Genomic DNA, 20,280 nt, shown 5'->3' on the forward strand with positions numbered 1-20,280 from the left:
GGTCGGCCAGAGCCTTCAGCAGGCCGGGCGCGTCCGGAGCGAGGGCCGACAGACCCAGGTCGGCCATCCGGCGGACGCCCTCCAGACCATGGCCCGGCAAGGGGCGGTAGCCGATCACCGGCAACCCGGACGAGAGGGCCTGGACGGCGGTCTGGCCGGCCGCGTTGTCCAGCAGGGCGTACGACGCGCCGAGCAGCCCCGGCATGTCCGCGACCCAGCCGAGGGCGAGCGCCCCGGGAACCCGGCCGATCCGGTCGTACAGCCGCCGGTTACGACCGCACAGCACCACCGGCAGATACCCGGCACCGGCGAGCAGCGCGGCGGTCGCGTCCGGCCGGGACGCCGCTCCCCAGGCACCCGCGGACAGCAGCACCGGCGGCCGGCCGGGCGCACGACCGGCGAACCGCTCCCGCCAGCGCGCCGCGCCCGGGGCCGGCGCCGAGAAGGGCGGGGCCACGGCGGGGCCGGTCGGCACGGCCGCCACCCCGAGACTCCCGCGCACCTCCCGGGCCGCCGCGTCCGTCAGGCACAGATAGCGGTCGTTGCCCGGGTGCAGCCACTGCCGGTGCACGGCGAAGTCGACCAGATAGACCGCGCTCGGCACCCGCAGCCGCCCCCGCGCCCGCAGATGCCCGGTCAGCTGGGCGGCCAGATGGAAGACCGACACCACGACATCGGCGTCCACCCGGTCCACGAGGGTGAGCAGCCGCTCCCCGGCGAGCCGCGCCAGCGGCACCCCGCTCGGCCGGGTGCCGCCCGGGCCGCCGCGCAGGAACGCGTCGTAGACCCCGGCGTACACCCAGGGCGCGTGCCGGACCACCGCCTGGTACCAGCCGCGCAGCCCCGCCCCGAGCCCGCGGGGCAGCAGCGTCAGCACGTCGACGACGTACGGCTCATGGCCGTACCCCCCGGCCCGCCGCGCCAGTTCGGCGGCGACCGTGTCATGTCCTGCCCCCATGCTCGCGCTCAGGATCAGCGTCCGGCGCCGCCGGGGCACCTCGGCGGATGCGCACACGGGGACCGATTCTCCGGGGCCGGGGCGGCCGAACCGGACAGGCCGGGCCGTGTCGCACCGCCTCGATGGACCCGACTGGCCGACTCCTCCGTGGCGGGACGCCCGGACCGTGCCAGAGTGAAGCCAGGCGCGCGTTCACGCCGGACCCGCACGCGCGCGGCGGTGAGCACGGGAGGTGCCGTGAGTCGGTTGCGGCGCGGCCTGCACCGCGCTTGGCGGTGGATCCGCGTCCAGGCCCTGTTCGCACACGGCCGGGAGCTGGAGCTGATGCACCGGGCCATGGGTTTCGCCACCCTGGCACTGGTGACACTGGCCCCGCTGCTGATCGTGGTCGCCGCCGCCGACCCGCTGGTGCAGGGCGGGTTCGCCTCCTGGCTGACCGACGGGATGGGACTGTCCGGCGCCTCCGCGCGCGTGGTCACGGACGTCATCAGCCCCCCGCACAACGTCATCGGCACCACCAGCGCCTGGAGCGCCGTGCTGCTCGCCGTGTTCGGCGTGTCCTTCGGGGGCAGCGTGCAGAACGCCTACGAACGCATCTGGGGCCTCGCCGCCGGGCCCTGGCACCGGGTCTGGCGGCAGGCCACCTGGCTGATCGTACTGACCGCCTACCTCTACCAGGAGGTGGCGACCAAGGCCGCGCTGCACGGCTCCCAGCGGATCCTGCTGTCCGGGCTCAGCGGTGTGCTGTTCTTCTGGTGGGGGCAGCACTTCCTGCTCGGCGACCAGGTCCGCTGGCGGGAACTGCTGCCCGGCGCGCTGGCCACCATGGTGGGCCTCGCCGGGCTGCGCGCCTTCTCCTACCTCGTCTTCACGCCCCTCATCGTCACCAACGCCCTGAGCTACGGCGCGGTCGGCACTGTCCTCGTCCTGGAGTCCTGGCTGATCGGCGTCGGCTTCGTCATCTACGGCGGCGCCCTGTTCGGCCGCTGGTTCTGCGAGCACCACTGGGTGATGCCGGTCCATCTGCGCCACCATGAGGACGAGGACAGCCGGGAGAACGGGGACCCGGGGGAGAGCGGGGACCCGGGGGAGGACGAGGCCCCTTAGGGGACCTGCCGTGGCCGGGACGCCACGCGCCGTGTACGACGGCCCGGACCTACGTCAACTGCCGCCGCACCAGTTCATGCAGCCGGCCCGTCGTGTCCGCGAGCAGCTCGGCCGGGCTGCCCTGCTGGACCACGCGGCCCTCCTCCATGACGATCACCCGGTCCGCGTCCAGGACCGTGGACAGACGGTGGGCGATCACGACGCGGGTGGCGTTCAGTTTGCGGGTGCTGTCGATGACGATGCGCTGCGTGTCGTTGTCCAGCGCGCTGGTCGCCTCGTCGAAGAACAGGATGCGGGGGCGGCGGATCAGCGCCTGGGCGATCATCAGCCGCTGGCGCTGCCCGCCGGAGACCGAGCCGCCGCCGGAGACAATGGTGTGCAGACCCATCGGCATGCGCTGGATGTCCTCGGCGAGCCCCGCCATCTCGGCCGCCGCCATCGCCTCCTCGGGGGTGTACGGCTCGGTGCCGCAGATGACGTCCAGGAGGGAGCCGGTGAAGGGCTGGGCGTGCTGGAGCACCACCCCGCACTGCCGGCGCACCGCCGATTGGTCGAGGGCGGCGAGGTCCTGGCCGTCGTACAGGACGCTGCCCGACAGGGGCCCCTCGAAGCCGATCAGCAGCCGCAGCAGGGTGGACTTGCCGCAGCCGCTGGGGCCGACGACCGCGACGAACTCCCCGGCCCGGACGGCGAAGTCGACACCGTCCAGGACGAGCGGGCCGTCCTCGGAGTACCGGAAGGACAGCTTGCGGGCCTCCAGCGCGCCGGTCAGCGGACCGGGCCGGGTGCTTCCGGCGCGGACCTCGGGGGCGGCCCGGAGGACCGGCCGGATCTCCTCGAACAGCGGCAGCGCGGCCACCGCCGACACCAGCGAGCCGGTCAGCTGGGTGACGGAGGTCAGCACCATCGTCACCGAGGTGTTGAAGGTGAGGAAGTCCGCCGCCGACAGCGTGCCCCGCGCCGGGCCCGCCAGCAGCATGAACATCAGCAGCGAGCACACCGGCAGATAGACCGCGCCGAGCACCGCGGTGAGGTTCTTGATCCGCCCGGCCTTCTGCTGGAGCTCCCGGCTGCGCGCGAACTCCCGTGCCCAGGCGGCGTACGCGTAGTTCTCGGCGGCCGCGACCCGCAGCTTGGGCAGCCCGCGCAGGGTCTGGAACGCCTGGTTGTTCAGCTGGTTGCCGAGCACCACCAGACGCCGCTGCCAGCGCACCTGCCACAGCCCGAGCCCCAGGAACACGGCCGCGATCACGACCAGCATGCCGATCGCCGCGAGCGCCATCGGCACGCTGTACCACAGCAGCAGACCGAGGTTCATCGCGCCGACCGTCACCGACTGGGCGACCACCGGACCGATGCCCGCCAGCATCCGGCGCATCGCGCTGATCCCCATGGCCGCACTGGCCAGTTCACCCGTGGAGCGCTCGGCGAAGAAGCGGGTGGGCAGCCGCAACAGCCGGTCCCAGACGGCCGGTTGCAGCGCCGCCTCCACACGCCCCTCAAGGCGCAGGATCGACAGGTTCTCCAGCAGGGTGAACGCCGCCGACACCACCCCGCTCACCAGCACCGCCAGGCACACCTGGACGATCAGGCCCTCCTCGGCCCTCGGCACGTACTCGCCGAGCACCTTGCCGGTGGCGATGGGCACCAGCGCGCCGATCGCCACCGTCACCAGACCCGCGAGCAGCAGCCCGAGCAGATCGCCGCGGGCGCCGCCCAGCGTGAACCGGAGCAGCCCGAGCGGTGAGAGCGCCTTGTCGGGCAGCGGCCGGTAGAACATCACCGCGCGCGGCTCGAACTCCTCGGCGTTCGCCCTGTCGACGGGTGTCTCCCGGCCGCTTGCGGGGTGGACGGCCGCATAGCCGCCGCGCCGCCACAGCAGGGCGACCGGCGCCCCGGACAGCGCCCGCCGCCCCACCAGCGGGCCCACGTTCTCCCGCCACCAGCGCCCTTCGAGCCGTACGGCACGGGTGCGCACCCGGGAGGCCAGCGCCACCCGCTCCACCGGATCGAGGCGCTCGCTCTCGGTGCCGCTCCGCGCGGGCTCGGCGAGCCTGATCCCGGCGGCCTCGGCGACCAACGCGCAGGCCGCGTACGTGGCATCGGCGTCGGCGGCCGTCGTACGACGCCCCGAGCGGCGGCCGATCGAGGCCAGCAGGGTGCGGTCCGCCTGGGCGCCCGCCGCCTCACCCGCCTTGATCCCGGCGGCCGTCCGGGTCTCATGGCTGCGCTCCAACTGCTCGATCCAGCGGTCCAGCGCGGTCAGCAGCCGGTACTGCTGGTCGACCAGCGACTGCCACAGCGCCGGGTCCATCAGCAGATCGGCGGCGGCCTCCGCGCCGTACAGGGAGCCGTACTGGACGCTGCCGGGCGGCACCTGCATCCAGAACACATCGTCGTCCGTGGGGACTTCGGGCCGCTCCTCGGCCAGCGGGGCCTGGAAGAGGACGGACAGACCGCGGCCGACGCCGAGCGCGAGGGCGTACTCCAGCGGGCTGGACGCGGGCGGCACGTACTGCGGCCGCCCGTACTCGTCGTACGACCAGGTCTGGGTGCCCGTCTGCTGGTACAGCTCACGCAAGTTCACCCGGTGCACCACGCAGTCCCGCGCCGGGCGGGCCACCAGGGTGTGCCGGGTACCGGCGACCGGGCCGAGCAGCAGCGCGCCCGCGTCGAGGCGGCCCAGATGGTGCCAGTGGCCCTGCTGTTCGGCGTCCACCGCGAACAGGTCCAGGGCGCCGGCCGCCACCAGCCACAGCACCTGGGGGCCCGCCAGATCGAGGCGGGTGAGCCCGGCGCAGTCCACCCGGGTGCCGAGCGCGCCCAGTGCGCCGAGCACCAGGTCGCCGTCGTACCCCTCCTGCCCCTCCTGCCCCTCCTGAACGGATGTCATCAACGCTCCCTGACCAGCGCCGCGTACGCGCCGCCGCGCGCCACCAGCTCCTCGTGCCGCCCGCGTTCGACCACCGTGCCGTGCTGGAGCACGACGATCTCGTCGCTGTCGCGGACCGTGCTCAGCCGGTGCGCGATCACCACACAGGCGCAGCCGCGCCGCCGCAGGTTGTCCATCACCATCAGCTCGGTCTGCGCGTCCAGCGCGCTGGTCACCTCGTCCAGCACCAGGACGCTCGGCCCGCGCACCAACGCCCGGGCGATCTCCAGGCGTTGGCGCTGCCCGCCGGAGAAGTTGCGGCCGTCCTGGTCGACCCTGCCGTGGATGCCGCCGGGCCGGCGCGCCACCACCTCGTACAGGGCCGCGTCCTTCAGCGCCTCGACGACCGCCTCGTCAGGGATCGAGGGGTCCCACAGGGCGACGTTGTCGCGGACCGAGCCCTCGAAGAGGAACACCTCCTGGTCCACGAAGGAGACGGAGGCGGCGAGCGCGCCGCGCGGGATGTCCTCAAGGCGCCGGCCGTCGATCCGGATCACCCCGTCCCAGGGCGCGTAGAGGCCCGAAATGAGCCTGGACACCGTGGACTTGCCGCTGCCCGAGCCGCCCACCAACGCCACCTGCTGCCCAGGCCCCACGGTCAGGTCGAACCCGCTCAGCAGCGGCTTGTCCAGCGGGCTGTAGCCGAACGCCACGTTCTCCAGCTCGACATGGCCGCGCAGCCGCCGTGTCTCGTCGCCGGGCCCGCCCCGCGCGTAGAGCGGATCGGCCTGGAAGTTCTCCACGTCCTTGAGCCGGGCCACATCGGCCGCGAAGTCCTGGATGCGCCCCGCCACCCCGTTCAGCCGGGTCAGCGGCGCCGTGAAGCGGGTCACCAGCGCCTGGAAGGCCACCAGCAGACCCACCGAGATATGCCCCTCGACGGCGCGCAGCCCACCGATCCACAGGATCAGCGCGCTGTTGAACGTGGCCAGCGTCGGGGCGACCACCCCGAGCCAGGCGCTCGGCACCCCGAGGCGCTGCTGCTCCTCCAGCGTGGCGGCGTGCTGCCCGGCCCACTTGCGGAAGTAGCCGTCCTCACCGCCGGTCGCCTTCATCGTCTCGATCAACTGGAGCCCGGTATAAGCGGTGTTGGTCAACCGGGCGGTGTCCGCGCGCAGCTTGGCCGTGCGGGTCGCGCGCAGCCGTACCACCAGCCGCATGGCGACGATGTTCAGCAGCGCCACGCCGATGCCGAGGAACGTCAGCTGGGGGTCGTAGGTGTAGAGCAGCACCGCGTACAGCACGACCACGATCGCGTCCACGCCGGCCGCCGCGAGGTCGCGGGCCAGCGTCTCCGCCACCTGGTCGTTGGACTGCAGGCGCTGCACCAGGTCGGCGGGGGAGCGCTGGGCGAAGAACGTCACCGGCAGCCGCAGCAGATGGCGCAGGAAGCGGGCGCTGCTCAGGGTGGAGGAGATGATCCGGCCGTGCAGCAGATTGGCCTGCTGGAGCCAGGTCAGTACCAGGGTGAGCAGCACACAGACGGCCATCGAGGTGAACAGCACGCCTAGCAGCGAGGTCTGCCCGCCGATCAGGAACATGTCGATATAGGTGCGGCTCAGCGCGGGTACGGCCGCGCCCACCGCGACCAGCAGCAGGCTGGCCAGCACCGCGGCGGGCAGGGTGCCGGCGGTGCCGCGCAGCCGGGCCGGCAGCGCGCCGAGCACACCCGGTCTGCGTCCGCCGCGGGTGAAGTCCTCGCCGGGCTCCAGGACCAGGACGACACCGGTGAAGCTGCCGTCGAACTCCTCCAGGGGCACGAAACGGCGGCCCTTGGCGGGGTCGTTGATGTGGATGCCGCGCCGGCCGAGGCGGCGGCCCGTCCCGTCGTAGACGACGTAGTGGTTGAACTCCCAGAAGAGGATGGCCGGGGCGCGCACCTCGGTGAGGGCGGCCAGGTCCATCTGCATGCCCTTGGCGGTCAGGCCGTAACCGCGCGCCGCCTTCAGGAGGTTGCTGGCGCGCGAGCCATCCCGGGAGACGCCGCAGGCGATGCGCAGCTCCTCCAGCGGGACGTGCCGGCCGTAGTGGCCGAGGACCATCGCGAGGGCGGCGGCGCCGCACTCGACGGCCTCCATCTGGAGCACGGTGGGCGTACGGACCGTGCCGGTACGGGACTTGGGGGCCGGTTGCCGGGCGGGGGCGGCGCGTCTGCGGCCGCGGGTCTCCTGCGGAGCGGTCGTCACGGGAGCAGCCAATCGACGGGGTGCTGGTCGGCCAGCCGGATGGAGGCGGAGGCGAGGGTCATGGAGTCCGGCCGGAACGGCGGCCCGTCGGCGGTCGACCACCGGTAACCGCTCTTGGCGGTAGGGGACTTGTCCAGCTCCACGGTGACCGCGACCGGACGGCCGTCCTTGGTGAACTGCCGGCCGAGCTGGCTGTCGCCGAGGAACGCGGCGATCGACTGCGCGGACTGCGCGGCCCGGTCCACCGAGCGCACCCGGCCGCGCAGCACGCCGTAGCGCTGCGCCGGTACGGAGGAGACGGTGAGGTCCACGGCGGCGCCCGCGGGGATGGCGGCGGCGTTCTCGGCGGGGACGTACACGGTCGCGTACAGCGGGTCGTCCGCGTGGGCTACCTTCTCGACGGCGGCCACATCGGTGCCGGTCCGCACGATCTGCCCGATGGTGGCGGCGAGCGTGGTGATCCGGCCCGCGGCGACCGTGCGGACGACCGAATCCCCTTGCGGGGTACGGACCTTGATCACGGGGGCGTTCGCGGGCAGCTGCCGTCCCTGCCGGGCGAGGACGGCCGTCACCTGCCCCGCCACGGGACTCTGGAGGACGTAACTGCCCTGCCCGTGGGTGAGGATGGCGCCCGCGCTCACCGTGGAGGCGACCGATCCGGTCACCGCCCAGACGGAGGCCGCGGCCATGACGGCGACGGTGACCCCGAGCGCGAGTCGGCCCTGCGGGCGGGCGAGCCGCACCGGGAGGTCCAGCTCCTGGGGCGACTGGAGTTTGGCGAGGGCCTGTTGGCGGAACTGCACGGAACTTCCCTCACCTGTGGGGGAGTCGCGGGTGGTTCGGGACGCCCGAGAGCCCCGGAGCCGGGGGACGGCTCCGGGACCGACGGGTTTGCAAGGAGGGCTCGGTCAGAGACCGGCGACCAGGCCGGTGACCGGGGCCACGTTCAGGCCGGTGACACCCTCGACGGTGCCGATGGCCGTGTTGGCCAGGTCGGAGACCGGGGCGATGCCGTTGACGGCGCCGGTCACGGTGCTGAGGGCGTTCACCTGGAGACCACCGGAGACGGCGTCCAGCTCGGCGTCGGCGATCTCGGCGGTCTGGACCTGGGGGGTGGAGTTCATGATGGAACTTCCCTTCATATGGATATTCACAAGGGGGGAACGAGACCCTCTCCGGTCGACAGGCGATCAACAGGAGGGGGCCGCGGTGCGAAGGATCAAAGCACGCACGTCGTCCGCCCTTCCACTCAAACAGGGCTCTCACCAGGGAACTTGATCCACGACGGGGTGCAACCGTGCAGGCGCGGGCACGGCTTGTCGGCGACTTTTTCACATGCGGCACGGCATCGTCGCGGCCACGGGCTTGCCTCCGGCGGCGCGTCCGGCACGGCGGCCGCCCGGGGTGGGCCGGGGGCGCCCGGATGTGCAGAAGCGCTGACCGCGGTGGCTTGGTTGAGCATTCAATGTGCAGATTCGCTGAAGCGGGGATTCCGGTACGTGCCGGGAACTGAACGTCATGGACCGGTCGCGGAACGTGTTCTTCCGGGTGTCCGGACTCTCAGTCGTCGCGCGCCCGCAGGAGCAGCAGCGCCACATCGTCGCGGCGCGCCCCCGCCGGCACGCTCCGGCGCACCAGTTCGTCCGCGAGGGTCTCCAGCGGCAGGTCGCCCAACTCCGCGAGGCGTGCGCTCAGTTCCGCGAGGGCGTCCTCGATGTCCACGCCGGGGGATTCCACCAGGCCGTCGGTGTAGAGGACGAGGACCGAACCGGGGGTGAGGGCGACCTCGGTCGTCGGGTACGCCGCCGACGCGTCGATGCCGAGCAGCGGGCCCCCGGCCAGGTCCAGCACCCGCACCTGCCCGTCGGGCCGCCTCAGCAGCGGCGGCGGATGTCCCGCGCGCGCCATCACGGCGAGCCCGGCCGCCGGGTCGAGGCGCAGATACAGACAGCTGGCGAACAGCTCCACGCCCAGGTCGATCAGCAGCCGGTTGGTGCTGGCCATCACCTCGTGCGGGCCCTGCCCCACCGCGGTGTACGCCCGCACCGCGGTGCGCAGCTGCCCCATCAGGCCCGCCGCCGTCACGTTGTGCCCCTGCACGTCCCCGATCACCGCCGCCGTCAGGGGCCGGGCGGCGACCAGGTCGTAGAAGTCGCCGCCGATCTCCATGCCATGGGTGGCCGGCAGATACCGGGCCGCCGCCTCCACCCCCGGCAGCGACGCCAGCGAGTGCGGCAGCAGCGCCTGTTGCAGCCCGTGCGCCAGCTGATGCTCGGCGTCGTAGAGCATCGCGCGCTCCAGGGCCTGTGCGATCAGCCCGCCGAGGGCGGTCAGTACGGCCCGTTCGTCGGCGGGGAAGAGCCGCGGCTCGGCGTACGCCAGCACACAGGTGCCGACCGGCCGCCCGGAGGCGATCAGCGGCAGATACGCCCAGGCCGCGAAGCCGTCCGGGCTCTCCTCCCGCTCCGGGTAGAGCCGCCCCAGCTGCTCCCGGGACTCGAAGAACGCGGGCACCCCGCTGCTCAGCGCCCGCATGCCCGGGGTCCGCTCGGACAGCGGCAGCCCCTCCCACCGCTCCACCGCGCGCGGATCGTCGTATCCCCGATGCCCCAGCAGATGCAGCCGCCCGCCCTGCGGCGCGGCGATCGTCAGCGCCCGGCAGCCCACCGCGGGCGCCAGCTCGTCCCAGACCAGCCGCACCACGTCCCGCACCCCCACCGCCTCGGTGAGCGCGCCCGCCAGGTTCAGCACCTGGGAGATCGTCACCAGCCGGGACGGTCCCGCCTCCACCGGCGCGGCGGCCGGCGCCACATCGGCCATCGGGTGGGTCCGGCCGATGCGCACGCTCAGCCCGGTCAGATTCGGATACAGCCGGAACGACAGCCAGTCGCCGGGCGGCCGCAGCGCCACGAACGAGGTCGGCTGCTGGCTCAGCAGCGCGGCCCGGTAGCGGTCCTCGTACGTCGGATCGTTCAGCCAGGGCACCGCGATCCACGGCAGGGCGCCGAGCAGTTCGTCCGGGGTCTTGCCGAGCAGGGTGGCGGCGGCCGGGCTGACGTAGCCGATCCGGCCGTGCAGATCCAGCGACGCCAGGCCGTACGGCAGCCGGGCCACCATCCGCGCGGCCTCGACGGAACCCAGGGTGCCGGCCACCTCGGGTCCGGGCGCCGCGAGCAGATCGCGCTCCCGGCCCAGCGGCCTGCGCTCCTTCGCGGCCCGGGCCAGCCGCAGCGCCAGCCGCTTGCAGGCCGCCGTCAGCCGGACGCGCTCCTCGGTGGACAGCTCCGCCGGATGGCTCCCGGGCCAGGTCACGAACACCGCGCCGTACACCTCGTGCGCGGTCGCCAGCGGCAGCGCGGCCAGCGCGAACGGGTACGGCAGCACCACCGCGATCCGCGGATAGTGCCCCGCCATCTCCTCCTCGCCGCCCACCCACACCAGACGCCGCTTGCGCACCGCGTCCGCCACCGGCACCGACGCGCCGAGCCCGAGCCGCTCCCAGGGCGCCGCGAACGCGCGGGGCAGGCCCGCGTGCACCGCCATCTCCAGGACCGGCTCGTCGGGTCTGAGCAGGTACACGGCACCGGAGTGGGCGTGCACCTCCTCCATCATCGCGGCCAGGGCGACCGACAGCACCGGCTCACCGGGGGGTGTCCCGGCGGCCGCCGCCCGTGCCGGCCCTGGCCCGTCGGACACGCCGACCACCTCCTCCTACGGCCGCGTGTCGCATCCCGGATCAAGACTCCCCCGTGACGGCGCCCGGCGCACGGCGAGCACGCCCCCGGCGGCATGCCACCCGCCGGGGGACGGTACGGCGCGCCGTGGTGCCGGAGAGGGTGCGACGCGTACGACTCGCCGTCGTGAACAGCGGCGGAGCCGCGGCGCGGCCACCGGGAGCCCGTCGGGCGTGTCGGAGCGCTTGGTTGCGGGTTGGACAGGCGCGCCGACGGGACCGCGCCTAGATTCGATGGGGTGGCACACACCTTCGAGGAACTGGTGCAGAAGCAGCGGGCGGCCGACGCGGCCCACACCACGGTCGAGGAGCTGCGCGAGACGTACGGTCCGCCGGCCGAACGCGGCATGACCGGCGCTCAGTCGGGCACCTACGAGACCGCCCTGCGGGCCTGGCGCGACCTCGCCCGCGAGGCGCAGACCGCGCTGAGCGAGTACGCGAAGGACACGGGCCGCCCGCGCGCCGACATCGAGGCCGAGGTGGAACGCGCCGCCGCGGCGCCGGGGGAGAGACCGCCGACGGGCTGACGGGCCCGACGGGCCTGGCGGGCCGAGGGTCTGGCGGGCCGAGGCTCTGGCGGTCGGCCGGGCTGGCGGGCGGCCGGGGAAAGGCCCCTGTGCGAGCCGGTATTCGTCCGCCCGCCCCGGGTACCCGGCGACCATGAACACTGCCATGTACGAAGCGGCCACCAGCAGGCAGGTCTTCGGCTACGTCCTCATCCTGGTCGCCGGGGTCGTCCTGGTCGGCGGGCTGATCTGGGCGTTCCGGCTGGGCTTCAAGGTGCGTCAGCGCGAGCCCGCCCCACCGCTCCCCGAGGAGCAGCCCAAGCTGCCACCGACGGGCCCGGTCCGCGAGACCAGCGAGATGCGCGAGCCCCGCGATGTGCCGAGGACCGGCGAGGAGAGCGAGCGGCTCACCCCGCACCAGCTCGACAACATCCGCTCACGGCGCGCCGACGACCAGCGGCGTCCGCGCTGGTCACCGGGGTCCAGCGGGTCCTTCGGCGGCGGTGGCGGCGGCCGTACCTGAACGGCCCGCCGCCCGGCTCCCGTTTACGGGTCACGCCGGGCGGATACCCGCAGCGGATAGTCCAGACCAGGTCCGCGGGGCCCGACACGCCGGTCCCGCCGGCCGCCGTACACAGAGGGTGGATGACACGACGTGATCGCGCAGCCGACCAAGAAACCGGACATACCGCGGACCGAGACCGGATGGGCGCAGGCGCACAACCGCCGGGACCGGCCGGACCTGGGGGTGCGCACCTGCGTGCCCGCCGTGCCGGACCGCACCGGGGCCTGGCGGCCGGGCAACGGCGCCGAGGACACCATCGTGCGCGGCGAGGACTGAGCGCACGGCACATCCGCGGCCCCGGACACCGCACCGGCCCGGCCCCCCGCACCTACGGGGGAACCGGGCCGCCGCGCTGTCCGGCCACGGGGTTCAGCCGTGCGTCGCCGGAGCCGGGGTTCAGCCGTGCGTCTTCGCCAGCAGCTCCAGGACCTCCGCCGTGGTGCCGGTCTCGCCCAGCCGCGGGAAGATCTTCTCGACGCTGTGCGCGTGCGTGGCGGCGTCGCGGTCGGCCATCGCGTCGGTGGCCAGGGTGACGTGGTAGCCCATGGCGTAGGCGTCACGCGCGGTGGACTCGACGCCGATGCTGGTGGCGATGCCGGTCAGCACGATCTGGGTGACACCGCGGCGGCGCAGCTGCACATCCAGGTCGGTGCCGAACAGGGCGCTCCAGTTGTGCTTGGTGACCTGGATGTCGCCCGCGTGGCCGGTCAGCTCGTCGACGATGACGTCCCAGCCCTCGGGGAAGGCCGCGCCGCCGCCCTGCTGCTCGGTGCGGCCGGGCATGGCGTCGGAGAAGTCGGGGGCGAAGGACACCCGGACCAGGACGACGGGCAGGTTCCGGGCGCGGAACGCCTCGGCCAGCTCCACCGAGCGGGACAGCACGTCGGCGCCCGAGTGCGGCTGGGTGGGGGAGCCCACGATGCCGTGCTGGAGGTCGATCACGACGAGGGCGGTACGGGGGTCGAGCGTGGTGAGCGACATGAGTCGGTCAGGCCTTTCGAGGGGTTGTTTCAGGGGTGTTCAGGGGTGTGCGGGGTTTCGCGTGTGCGTTCGGTGGCTACGGCCGCGACAGCCGCTGCATCAGCTCCAGGGCCGCCAGGATCGTCTGCCGTTCCGCATCGCTGTACCGGTCCTGGAAGGCGCGCGCCAGCCACTCCTCGCGCACCTGCTTGTTGCCCTCGATACGGGCCCGGCCGGCGTCGGTCAGGGTGACCAGCTGACGGCGGCCGTCGTCCGGGTCGGGGGCCCGGCGGATCAGACCGTGCTGCTCCAGCCCGGCCAGCGTGGTGGCCATGGACTGCGGGCGCACCCCCTCGGCGGCGGCCAGCGCGCTCGCGGTGGCCGCGCCGTGCTTGCCGACCAGGGTCAGCGCCGACTCCTGCGACGGAGTCAGGTCCGCGTCCCGGGCGACCTCGCGGATACGGCGCCGCAGCCGGCTGAACGCCACCCGCAGATCGCGCGCCGCCCGGACCGCGGTGTCGGAGATGTCTTCCACGCCGGTCACCCTAGGTCCGTCAGGCTGGACTGTCCAGCCGAAACTGTTCAGCTTTGCCTGAAGAAACTCTCGGGTACTCGTCGGACGGCCCGGGAGCCCCCGGAAAGGCGGCCGGAGAAAGCGGTCCGGCGGACGCGAGGAGCACGGATGACCCCTGGGGACATGAGCGGCACCGGCGACACGACCGACCGCGCCGCACTGATCGCCGCCCTGCGCGCCGAGGTGGACGGCGAGATCCGCTTCGACGCGGGCAGCCGCGGCGCCTACGCCACCGACGGCTCCAACTACCGGCAGGTGCCCCTCGGCGTCGTCGTCCCCCGCACGGTCGAGGCGGGCGCCCGCGCGGTCTCGGTGTGCGCGCGCTTCGCCGCCCCCGTGCTGTCCCGGGGCGGCGGCACCAGCCTGGCCGGACAGTGCACCAACACCGCCGTGGTGATCGACTGGAGCAAGTACTGCACCGGCCTGATCACCGTGGACCCCGAGCGGCGCACCTGTGTGGTGGAGCCCGGCATCGTCCTCGACGAACTCAACGCCCGACTCGCCCGCCACCGGCTCCAGTTCGGCCCCAAGCCGTCCACCCACAGCCACTGCGCGCTCGGCGGCATGATCGGCAACAACTCCTGCGGCGCCTCCGCCCAGGCCTACGGCAAGACCGCCGACAACGTCCGGCGCCTGGAGATCCTCACCTACGACGGGCAGCGCGCCTGGGTCGGCCCCACCCCGCCCGCCGAGCGGACCCGGATCATCGCGGGCGGCGACCGGCTCGCCGAGCTGTACACCGGCCTCGACCGCATCGCCACCGACCACCTGGCCGACATCCGCCGCGGCTACCCGAAGATCCCGCGCCGCGTCTCCGGCTACAACCTCGACTCCCTGCTGCCCGAGAACGGCTTCGACGTGGCCAAGGCGCTCGTCGGCAGCGAGGGCACCCTCGTCACCGTACTGCGCGCCGAGCTCGACCTGGTGCCCGTCCCGCCGTACCGGTCGCTGCTCGTCCTCGGCTACGACGACATCTGCGCCGCCGCCGACGACGTCCCCCGCCTCCTGGAACACTGCTCGCCCACCCAGCTGGAGGCCCTGGACGGGCGCATGGCCCAGCTGATGCGCGAGGAAGGGGCCTACCTCGACTCCCTCGACATCCTTCCCGAGGGCGACAGCTGGCTGATGGTGCAGTACAGCGGCGACAGCCAGGAGGACGTCGACGGGCAGGCGCACGCCCTGCTGCGCGCCGTCGGCCGCGACGAGAACAGCCCCGCGGTCGCCTTCTCCGACGACCCCGGGCGCGAGCAGAAGATGCTCAGGGCCCGCGAGGCCGGGCTCGGCGTCACCGCGCGCCCGCCGGACGACCGCGAGACCTGGGAGGGCTGGGAGGACTCCGCCGTACCGCCCGAGCGCCTCGGCGACTATCTCCGCGACCTCAAGGGACTGTTCGAGGAGTTCGACTACGACCACCCTTCCCTGTACGGCCACTTCGGGCAGGGCTGTGTGCACACCCGCATCCCCTTCGGCCTCAGGACCGCCGAAGGCGTCGCCGACTTCCGCCGCTTCCTGGAACGCGCCGCCGACCTTGTGGCCTCCTACGGCGGCTCGCTCTCCGGCGAACACGGCGACGGGCAGGCCCGCGGCGAACTGCTCACCCGGATGTTCGGCGAGCGACTGGTCGGCGCCTTCGGCGAGTTGAAGGCCCTCTTCGACCCGGACGACCGGATGAACCCCGGGAAGATCGTGCGACCCCAGCCGGTCGACGGGCAGTTGCGCCTCGGCGCCGACTGGCGGCCCGACACCCCCGAGACCCGCTTCGGCTTCCCCGACGACGAGCACTCCTTCACCCGCGCGGTGCTGCGCTGCGTCGGCGTCGGCAACTGCCGCAGCCACTCCGGCGGGGTCATGTGCCCCTCGTACCGGGCCACTCGGGAGGAGGAGCACTCCACGCGCGGCCGGGCCCGGCTGCTGTTCGAGATGCTGAACGGGCACGCCGACTCCGCGATCCGGGACGGCTGGCGCTCCACCGCCGTACGCGACGCCCTCGATCTGTGCCTCGCCTGCAAGGGCTGCCGCACGGACTGCCCGGTCGGCGTCGACATGGCCACCTACAAGGCGGAGTTCCTCTCCCACCACTACGAGGGCCGCCCCCGGCCCGCCGCGCACTACGCCCTCGGCTGGCTCCCGCTCTGGGCCCGGTTGTCCCGCCTCGCGCCGTCCCTTGTCAACTCCGCGCTGCACGCGCCCGGTCCGGCCCGCGCGGGCAAGCTGCTGGCCGGGGTGGACGGCTCCCGCGCGGCTCCCGTGTTCGCCGAGGAGTCCTTCGTGCAGTGGTGGCGCGCTCGCGCCGACGACCCGCCGGACCCGGCCGACTCGCGCACCGTCCTGCTGTGGCCGGACACCTTCACCACCTACTTCCACCCCGCGATCGGACGCTCGGCCGTCCGTGTCCTGGAGGACGCCGGATTCCGGGTCGCCGTCCCCACCCGGCCGGTGTGCTGCGGCCTGACCTGGATCTCCACCGGCCAACTCGACACCGCGAAGCGGGTGTTGCGCCGCACCCTCGATGTGCTCGCGCCCTGTCTTGAGGCCGGCACTCCGGTGATCGGGCTCGAACCCTCCTGCACCGCCGTCTTCCGCTCCGACGCCCCCGAACTGCTCCCCGACGACCCGGACGTCCGGCGCCTCGCCGGGCAGGTCCGCACCTTCGCCGAACAACTCGTCCACCACGCCCCGGACGACTGGCGGCCGCCCGCGCTCGCCCGCCGGGCCCTTGTACAGACCCACTGCCATCAGCACGCCGTCCTGAAGGACGACGCCGACCGCGCGCTGCTGCGGCGGGCCCACCTCGACGCCGACGTCCTCGACGAGGGCTGCTGCGGACTCGCCGAGAACTTCGGCTTCGAACGCGGCCACCACGAGGTTTCCATGGCCGTCGCCGAACGGGGCGTGCTGCCCGCCGTGCGGGGCGCCGCGCCCGACAGCCTGGTCCTCGCCGACGGCTTCAGCTGCCGCACCCAGATCGAGGAGGGCGGCACCGGCCGCCGCGCGCTGCACCTCGCCGAGGCCCTGGCCCTCGCCCTCGACGGCAACCTGCCGAGCGACCATCCCGAGCGGCTGGCCGATCGCCCGTCCCCGCCGTCCCGCGCGGCCCGCTGGGCGACGACCGCCGCTCTGCCCCTGGGCGCCGCACTCGCCCTGCGCCTGCTGCGGCGCCGCGCCTGAGGAGCCCCCGTATGAGCGACCTGCCGGCCATCGACGCGCTGGACACCGCCGTCCACACCGTGCGCACCGACGCCCCCGAGGCGGACGGCACCCTCGCCTGGGACCGCACCACCCTCGTCCTGGTCACCGCCCGCAGCGGCCACACCACCGGACTCGGCTACACCTACGCGCCCGCCGCCACCGCCCGCCTCGTCCAGGAACTGCTCACCGGCACCGTCACCGGCCGCCCGGCCCTCGATGTGCCGCGCGCCAACGAGGAGATGCTCCGGGCCGTACGCAACGCCGGACTGCCCGGGGTGGCCGCCCAGGCGATCTCCGCCGTCGACATCGCCCTGTGGGACCTCAAGTCCCGCCTCCTCGGCCTGCCCCTCGTCCACCTGCTCGGCGCCGCCCGCGACGCGGTGCCGGTCTACGGCAGCGGCGGCTTCACGACCTACGACGCCGAGCGGCAGGACCGCCAACTCCGGCACTGGACACATGAGTCGGGCATCCCCCGGGTGAAGATCAAGATCGGGGAGTCCTGGGGCCGCCGTAGCGAACGCGACCTCGAACGCGTCGACCGGGCCCGGGCGACCATCGGCGACGACGCGGAGCTGTACGTCGACGCCAACGGCGCCTACACCGGCGGCCAGGCCCGCCGCCTCGCGGGCCCCCTCGCCGACGCGGGCGTCACCTGGTTCGAGGAACCCGTCTCCTGCGACCACCTCACCACCCTCGCCGACCTGCGCCACCGGCTCCCGACGGACGTCACCGCCGGTGAATACGGCTACACGCTCCCGCACTTCGCGCAATTGATCACCGCCGGAGCCGTCGACTGCCTCCAGGCCGACGCCACCCGCTGCGGCGGCATCACCGGCTGGCTGCGCGCCGCCGCCCTCGCCCACGCGCACGGCATCGACATCTCCGGCCACTGCGCGCCGAGCGCCCACGCCCACGCGGCCGCCGCGGTGCCCGGCCTGCGCCATCTGGAGTGGTTCCACGACCACGTCCGCATCGAACGGCTGCTCTTCGACGGCGTCCTCGACCCCGGCGGCGGAAGCATCACCCCGGGCGCCGCCGGAGCACCCGGACTGGGCCTCACCCTCGCCGAGGAGCGTGCGGAGCCGTACCGGGTCCAGTGAACTCACCGAAGCGTAAGCCGAGTGAACTCACCTAGAGGGAAAGGGAGTCGAGCATCATGCCCACGACCGTCGTCATCACCGGTGCGAGTGCCGGGATCGGCCGTGCCACCGCGCGCCGCTACGGCCGGCGCGGAGCCGACGTCGTCCTGGTCGCGCGGGGCGAGAGCGGCCTCGAAGCGGTCGCCGACGAGGTCGCGGCGCTCGGCGGGCGCCCCCTCGTGCGGCCCGCCGACATGGCCGACCCGGCACAGGCGGAGGCCGTCGCGGCCGCCGCCGAGCGGGAGTTCGGCCCGATCGACATCTGGATCAACTGCGCCTTCGCCTCCGTGTTCGCGCCCTTCGACCGGATCACCCCGGACGAGTACCGGCGCATCACCGATGTGACCTATCTGGGCTTCGTCAACGGCACCCGCGCCGCCCTCGCCCGGATGCTGCCGCGCGACCGGGGCACCATCGTGCAGGTCGGCTCCGCGCTCGGCGAACGCTCGATCCCGCTGCAATCCGCGTACTGCGGCGCCAAGCACGCCATCAACGGCTTCACCTCGTCCCTGCGCACCGAACTCCTGCACCGCGGCAGCCGGGTGCGCGTCACCGTCGCCCAGCTGCCCGCCGTCAACACCCCGCAGTTCGACTGGGTCCGCAACCGTCTGGACCACCACCCCATGCCGGTCCCGCCGATCTACCAGCCGGAGGTCGCCGCCCGCGGCATCATGTACGCGGCCGACCATCCGCGCCGCAAGCAGTACTACGTGGGCGCCTCGACGGTGGCCACCATCTGGGCGAACCGGCTCTTCCCCGCCCTCCTCGACCGCTACCTGGCCCGCACCGGCTACGACGCCCAGCAGACGACCGCTGTCCCGCCCACCGGCGCGGACAATCTCTTCACGCCGATCGACCGGGATCCCGGGGAGGACCGGGGAGCCCACGGCGCGTTCGACGACAGCGCGCACGCCCACTCCTGGCAGGAGGCCGCCCTGCGCCACCCCGCCACCATGGCCGTCGGCGCGGCAGCGGCCGCATGCGCCGCCGTCGCGGGGGTACGGCGGCTGAGGCGGTCGGTGAAGGGGGCATGCTGAAGCCGTGCGACTCCTGCTCATCTCCGACACCCATCTGCCCCGGCGCGCCAAACGGCTCCCGGAGGCGCTGCTGGCCGAACTCCCGCGCGCGGACGTCGTGTTCCACGCCGGGGACTGGGTGGACACCGCCACGCTCGATCTGCTGGAGAGCCGCAGCCGCCGGCTGATCGGGGTGTACGGCAACAACGACGGGCCCGGACTGCGCGCCCGGCTGCCGGAGGTGGCGTACGCCGAACTCGACGGACTGCGCTTCGGGGCGGTGCACGAGACCGGATCCGCGCAGGGCCGCGAGGCCCGGTGCGCCGCGCGCTTCCCCGACCTGGACGTGCTGGTGTTCGGGCACAGCCACATCCCCTGGGACAGCACGGCCCCCGGCGGGCTCCGGCTGCTCAACCCCGGCTCCCCGACCGACCGCCGGCGCCAGCCGTACCGCACCTACATGACGGCCGAGATCGAGGGCGGGACGCTCGTCGAGGTGACCCTGCACCGGCTGCCCCAGGGGTAGTACGGCGTGCGATCATCACCGGATGATCTTCAGCGCAGGCATACCCGGCGTCGTACCCGCGGGCCGCATGGCCGACGGCGGGCAGCCCGTTCTCGATCTCGCGGAGGGCGCCGAGCTGCGGCCCTGGCGCCCGGACGACGCCGACGCGCTGCTGGCCGCCGCGCGGGATCCGGAGATCGGGCGGTGGAACCTGTTCACCGTGGCCGACCACGCCGACGCCCGGCGCCGGATCGAGCGGATGCACGAGCGGTGGCGGGGCGAGACCGGTGCCGTATGGGCCATCGCCCGGACCGGCGGCGCCGCGATCGGACTGATCGGGCTCAATGACATCGACCTCGCGGGCGGCACCGCGGAGCTCGTCTACTGGCTGCTGCCCGAGGCCCGCGGCACCGGCCTCGCCCCCGCCGCGACCCGGCGCCTCACCCGCTGGTCCCTCGACGACCTGGGCCTGCACCGCCTCCGCCTGTGCCACTCCACCGCCAACCCCGCCTCCTGCCGCGTCGCCGAGAAGGCCGGCTTCACCTTCGAGGGCACGATGCGCGGCGCCCTGCTGCACGCCGACGGCTGGCACGACCAGCATCTGCACGCACGGGTGGCGGGCGACCCGGAGTAGGGCGGGACGGCCGCTTCGGACACGGCCCGCGCGCTGTGTCCGCCGACCGGAGAAATCTCCGCCGGCGCCTTCTCACCTGCGCCGCTTATGCCGCAGCGGCAAGAGCGGCGCGCGCCGCCGCCAGTGCCGCACGCTCGGCCAGGGGGAGGCCGGCGATGCGCGGAAGAAGGTCACCGTCACCGGGCCGGCCTCCACCTCCACCTCCACCTTCACCGAGTCGATCACGGCCCTGCCGTCGATCGACGCTCGGCCCCCGCCCCCACCGCCGCACCGGTG

18 protein-coding genes are annotated in these 20,280 nt (G+C 73.7%); 9 read left to right on the top strand and 9 right to left on the bottom strand.

Annotated features, from left to right (window positions below; translation table 11 throughout):
* A partial coding sequence (locus tag CCN72_RS06890) for an MGDG synthase family glycosyltransferase (protein ID WP_107430075.1) occupies positions 1-958 on the bottom strand: 958 nt, incomplete at its 3' end.
* A gap of 237 nt (positions 959-1,195) precedes the next feature.
* Between CCN72_RS06890 and CCN72_RS06895 the strand changes: the two genes are divergently transcribed.
* Positions 1,196-2,065, top strand: coding sequence for a ribonuclease BN (locus tag CCN72_RS06895; RefSeq protein ID WP_402145732.1), 870 nt, complete (start codon positions 1,196-1,198; stop codon positions 2,063-2,065).
* A gap of 49 nt (positions 2,066-2,114) precedes the next feature.
* Here the strand turns inward: CCN72_RS06895 and CCN72_RS06900 are convergent, their stop codons facing one another.
* The 5 genes from CCN72_RS06900 to CCN72_RS06920 all read right to left on the bottom strand — a co-directional run bounded on the left by CCN72_RS06900 (position 2,115) and on the right by CCN72_RS06920 (position 10,888).
* Positions 2,115-4,958: an NHLP bacteriocin export ABC transporter permease/ATPase subunit gene (locus CCN72_RS06900; RefSeq protein WP_086806744.1), complete on the bottom strand. Its 2,844-nt coding sequence runs from the start codon at positions 4,956-4,958 to the stop codon at positions 2,115-2,117.
* Complete coding sequence (locus CCN72_RS06905) at positions 4,958-7,183, bottom strand: NHLP family bacteriocin export ABC transporter peptidase/permease/ATPase subunit (RefSeq protein WP_086806745.1); 2,226 nt, start codon at positions 7,181-7,183, stop codon at positions 4,958-4,960. Before CCN72_RS06905 ends, CCN72_RS06900 begins: the two co-directional genes overlap by 1 nt.
* On the bottom strand, positions 7,180-7,986 hold the full coding sequence (locus tag CCN72_RS06910) for an HlyD family efflux transporter periplasmic adaptor subunit (protein ID WP_086806746.1): 807 nt from the start codon (positions 7,984-7,986) through the stop codon (positions 7,180-7,182). Before CCN72_RS06910 ends, CCN72_RS06905 begins: the two co-directional genes overlap by 4 nt.
* A gap of 105 nt (positions 7,987-8,091) precedes the next feature.
* On the bottom strand, positions 8,092-8,307 hold the full coding sequence (locus tag CCN72_RS06915; RefSeq protein ID WP_085568111.1) for a type A2 lantipeptide: 216 nt from the start codon (positions 8,305-8,307) through the stop codon (positions 8,092-8,094).
* 436 nt (positions 8,308-8,743) lie between these two features.
* Positions 8,744-10,888, bottom strand: a complete 2,145-nt coding sequence (locus CCN72_RS06920) for a SpoIIE family protein phosphatase (protein WP_407075484.1) — start codon at positions 10,886-10,888, stop codon at positions 8,744-8,746.
* 267 nt (positions 10,889-11,155) lie between these two features.
* Between CCN72_RS06920 and CCN72_RS06925 the strand changes: the two genes are divergently transcribed.
* The 3 genes from CCN72_RS06925 to CCN72_RS06935 all read left to right on the top strand — a co-directional run bounded on the left by CCN72_RS06925 (position 11,156) and on the right by CCN72_RS06935 (position 12,263).
* A complete protein-coding gene (locus tag CCN72_RS06925) occupies positions 11,156-11,443 on the top strand; it encodes a hypothetical protein (RefSeq protein WP_086806747.1) in 288 nt (95 codons plus the stop codon).
* 133 nt (positions 11,444-11,576) lie between these two features.
* Complete coding sequence (locus CCN72_RS06930; protein ID WP_237553000.1) at positions 11,577-11,945, top strand: DUF6479 family protein; 369 nt, start codon at positions 11,577-11,579, stop codon at positions 11,943-11,945.
* A 132-nt stretch (positions 11,946-12,077) separates the two neighbouring features.
* Positions 12,078-12,263 (top strand): hypothetical protein, encoded by a 186-nt coding sequence (locus CCN72_RS06935; RefSeq protein ID WP_086806749.1) that lies wholly within the window; start codon positions 12,078-12,080, stop codon positions 12,261-12,263.
* A 120-nt stretch (positions 12,264-12,383) separates the two neighbouring features.
* On the opposite strand, the gene CCN72_RS06940 is transcribed toward CCN72_RS06935, so the two are convergent.
* Positions 12,384-12,968 (bottom strand): isochorismatase family protein, encoded by a 585-nt coding sequence (locus CCN72_RS06940; RefSeq protein WP_086806750.1) that lies wholly within the window; start codon positions 12,966-12,968, stop codon positions 12,384-12,386.
* A gap of 76 nt (positions 12,969-13,044) precedes the next feature.
* Complete coding sequence (locus tag CCN72_RS06945; protein WP_086806757.1) at positions 13,045-13,482, bottom strand: MarR family winged helix-turn-helix transcriptional regulator; 438 nt, start codon at positions 13,480-13,482, stop codon at positions 13,045-13,047.
* A gap of 147 nt (positions 13,483-13,629) precedes the next feature.
* Here CCN72_RS06945 and CCN72_RS06950 point away from each other — a divergent pair, with 147 nt between their 5' ends.
* Genes CCN72_RS06950 through CCN72_RS06970 form a run of 5 tightly spaced genes read left to right on the top strand, consistent with a single transcriptional unit; the run spans position 13,630 to position 20,004 of the window.
* Complete coding sequence (locus CCN72_RS06950) at positions 13,630-16,689, top strand: FAD-binding and (Fe-S)-binding domain-containing protein (RefSeq protein WP_208637932.1); 3,060 nt, start codon at positions 13,630-13,632, stop codon at positions 16,687-16,689.
* A gap of 11 nt (positions 16,690-16,700) precedes the next feature.
* Positions 16,701-17,810, top strand: a complete 1,110-nt coding sequence (locus tag CCN72_RS06955) for an enolase C-terminal domain-like protein (protein WP_086806752.1) — start codon at positions 16,701-16,703, stop codon at positions 17,808-17,810.
* Positions 17,811-17,866: 56 nt separating this feature from the next.
* Entirely contained in the window at positions 17,867-18,886 is a 1,020-nt protein-coding gene (locus CCN72_RS06960) for an SDR family oxidoreductase (protein WP_086806753.1), read from the top strand.
* A gap of 4 nt (positions 18,887-18,890) precedes the next feature.
* A complete protein-coding gene (locus CCN72_RS06965) occupies positions 18,891-19,391 on the top strand; it encodes a metallophosphoesterase family protein (protein ID WP_086806754.1) in 501 nt (166 codons plus the stop codon).
* 22 nt (positions 19,392-19,413) lie between these two features.
* Positions 19,414-20,004 carry a GNAT family N-acetyltransferase gene (locus tag CCN72_RS06970; RefSeq protein ID WP_086806755.1) on the top strand — a complete coding sequence of 197 codons (591 nt, stop codon included), beginning with the start codon at positions 19,414-19,416 and terminating at the stop codon, positions 20,002-20,004.
* 72 nt (positions 20,005-20,076) lie between these two features.
* On the opposite strand, the gene CCN72_RS38905 is transcribed toward CCN72_RS06970, so the two are convergent.
* On the bottom strand, positions 20,077-20,280 hold a 204-nt coding region (locus tag CCN72_RS38905), incomplete at its 5' end, for a hypothetical protein (protein ID WP_208637933.1).

The sequence above is a fragment of the Streptomyces murinus genome, assembly GCF_002154555.1.
Taxonomy (GTDB): domain Bacteria; phylum Actinomycetota; class Actinomycetes; order Streptomycetales; family Streptomycetaceae; genus Streptomyces; species Streptomyces murinus.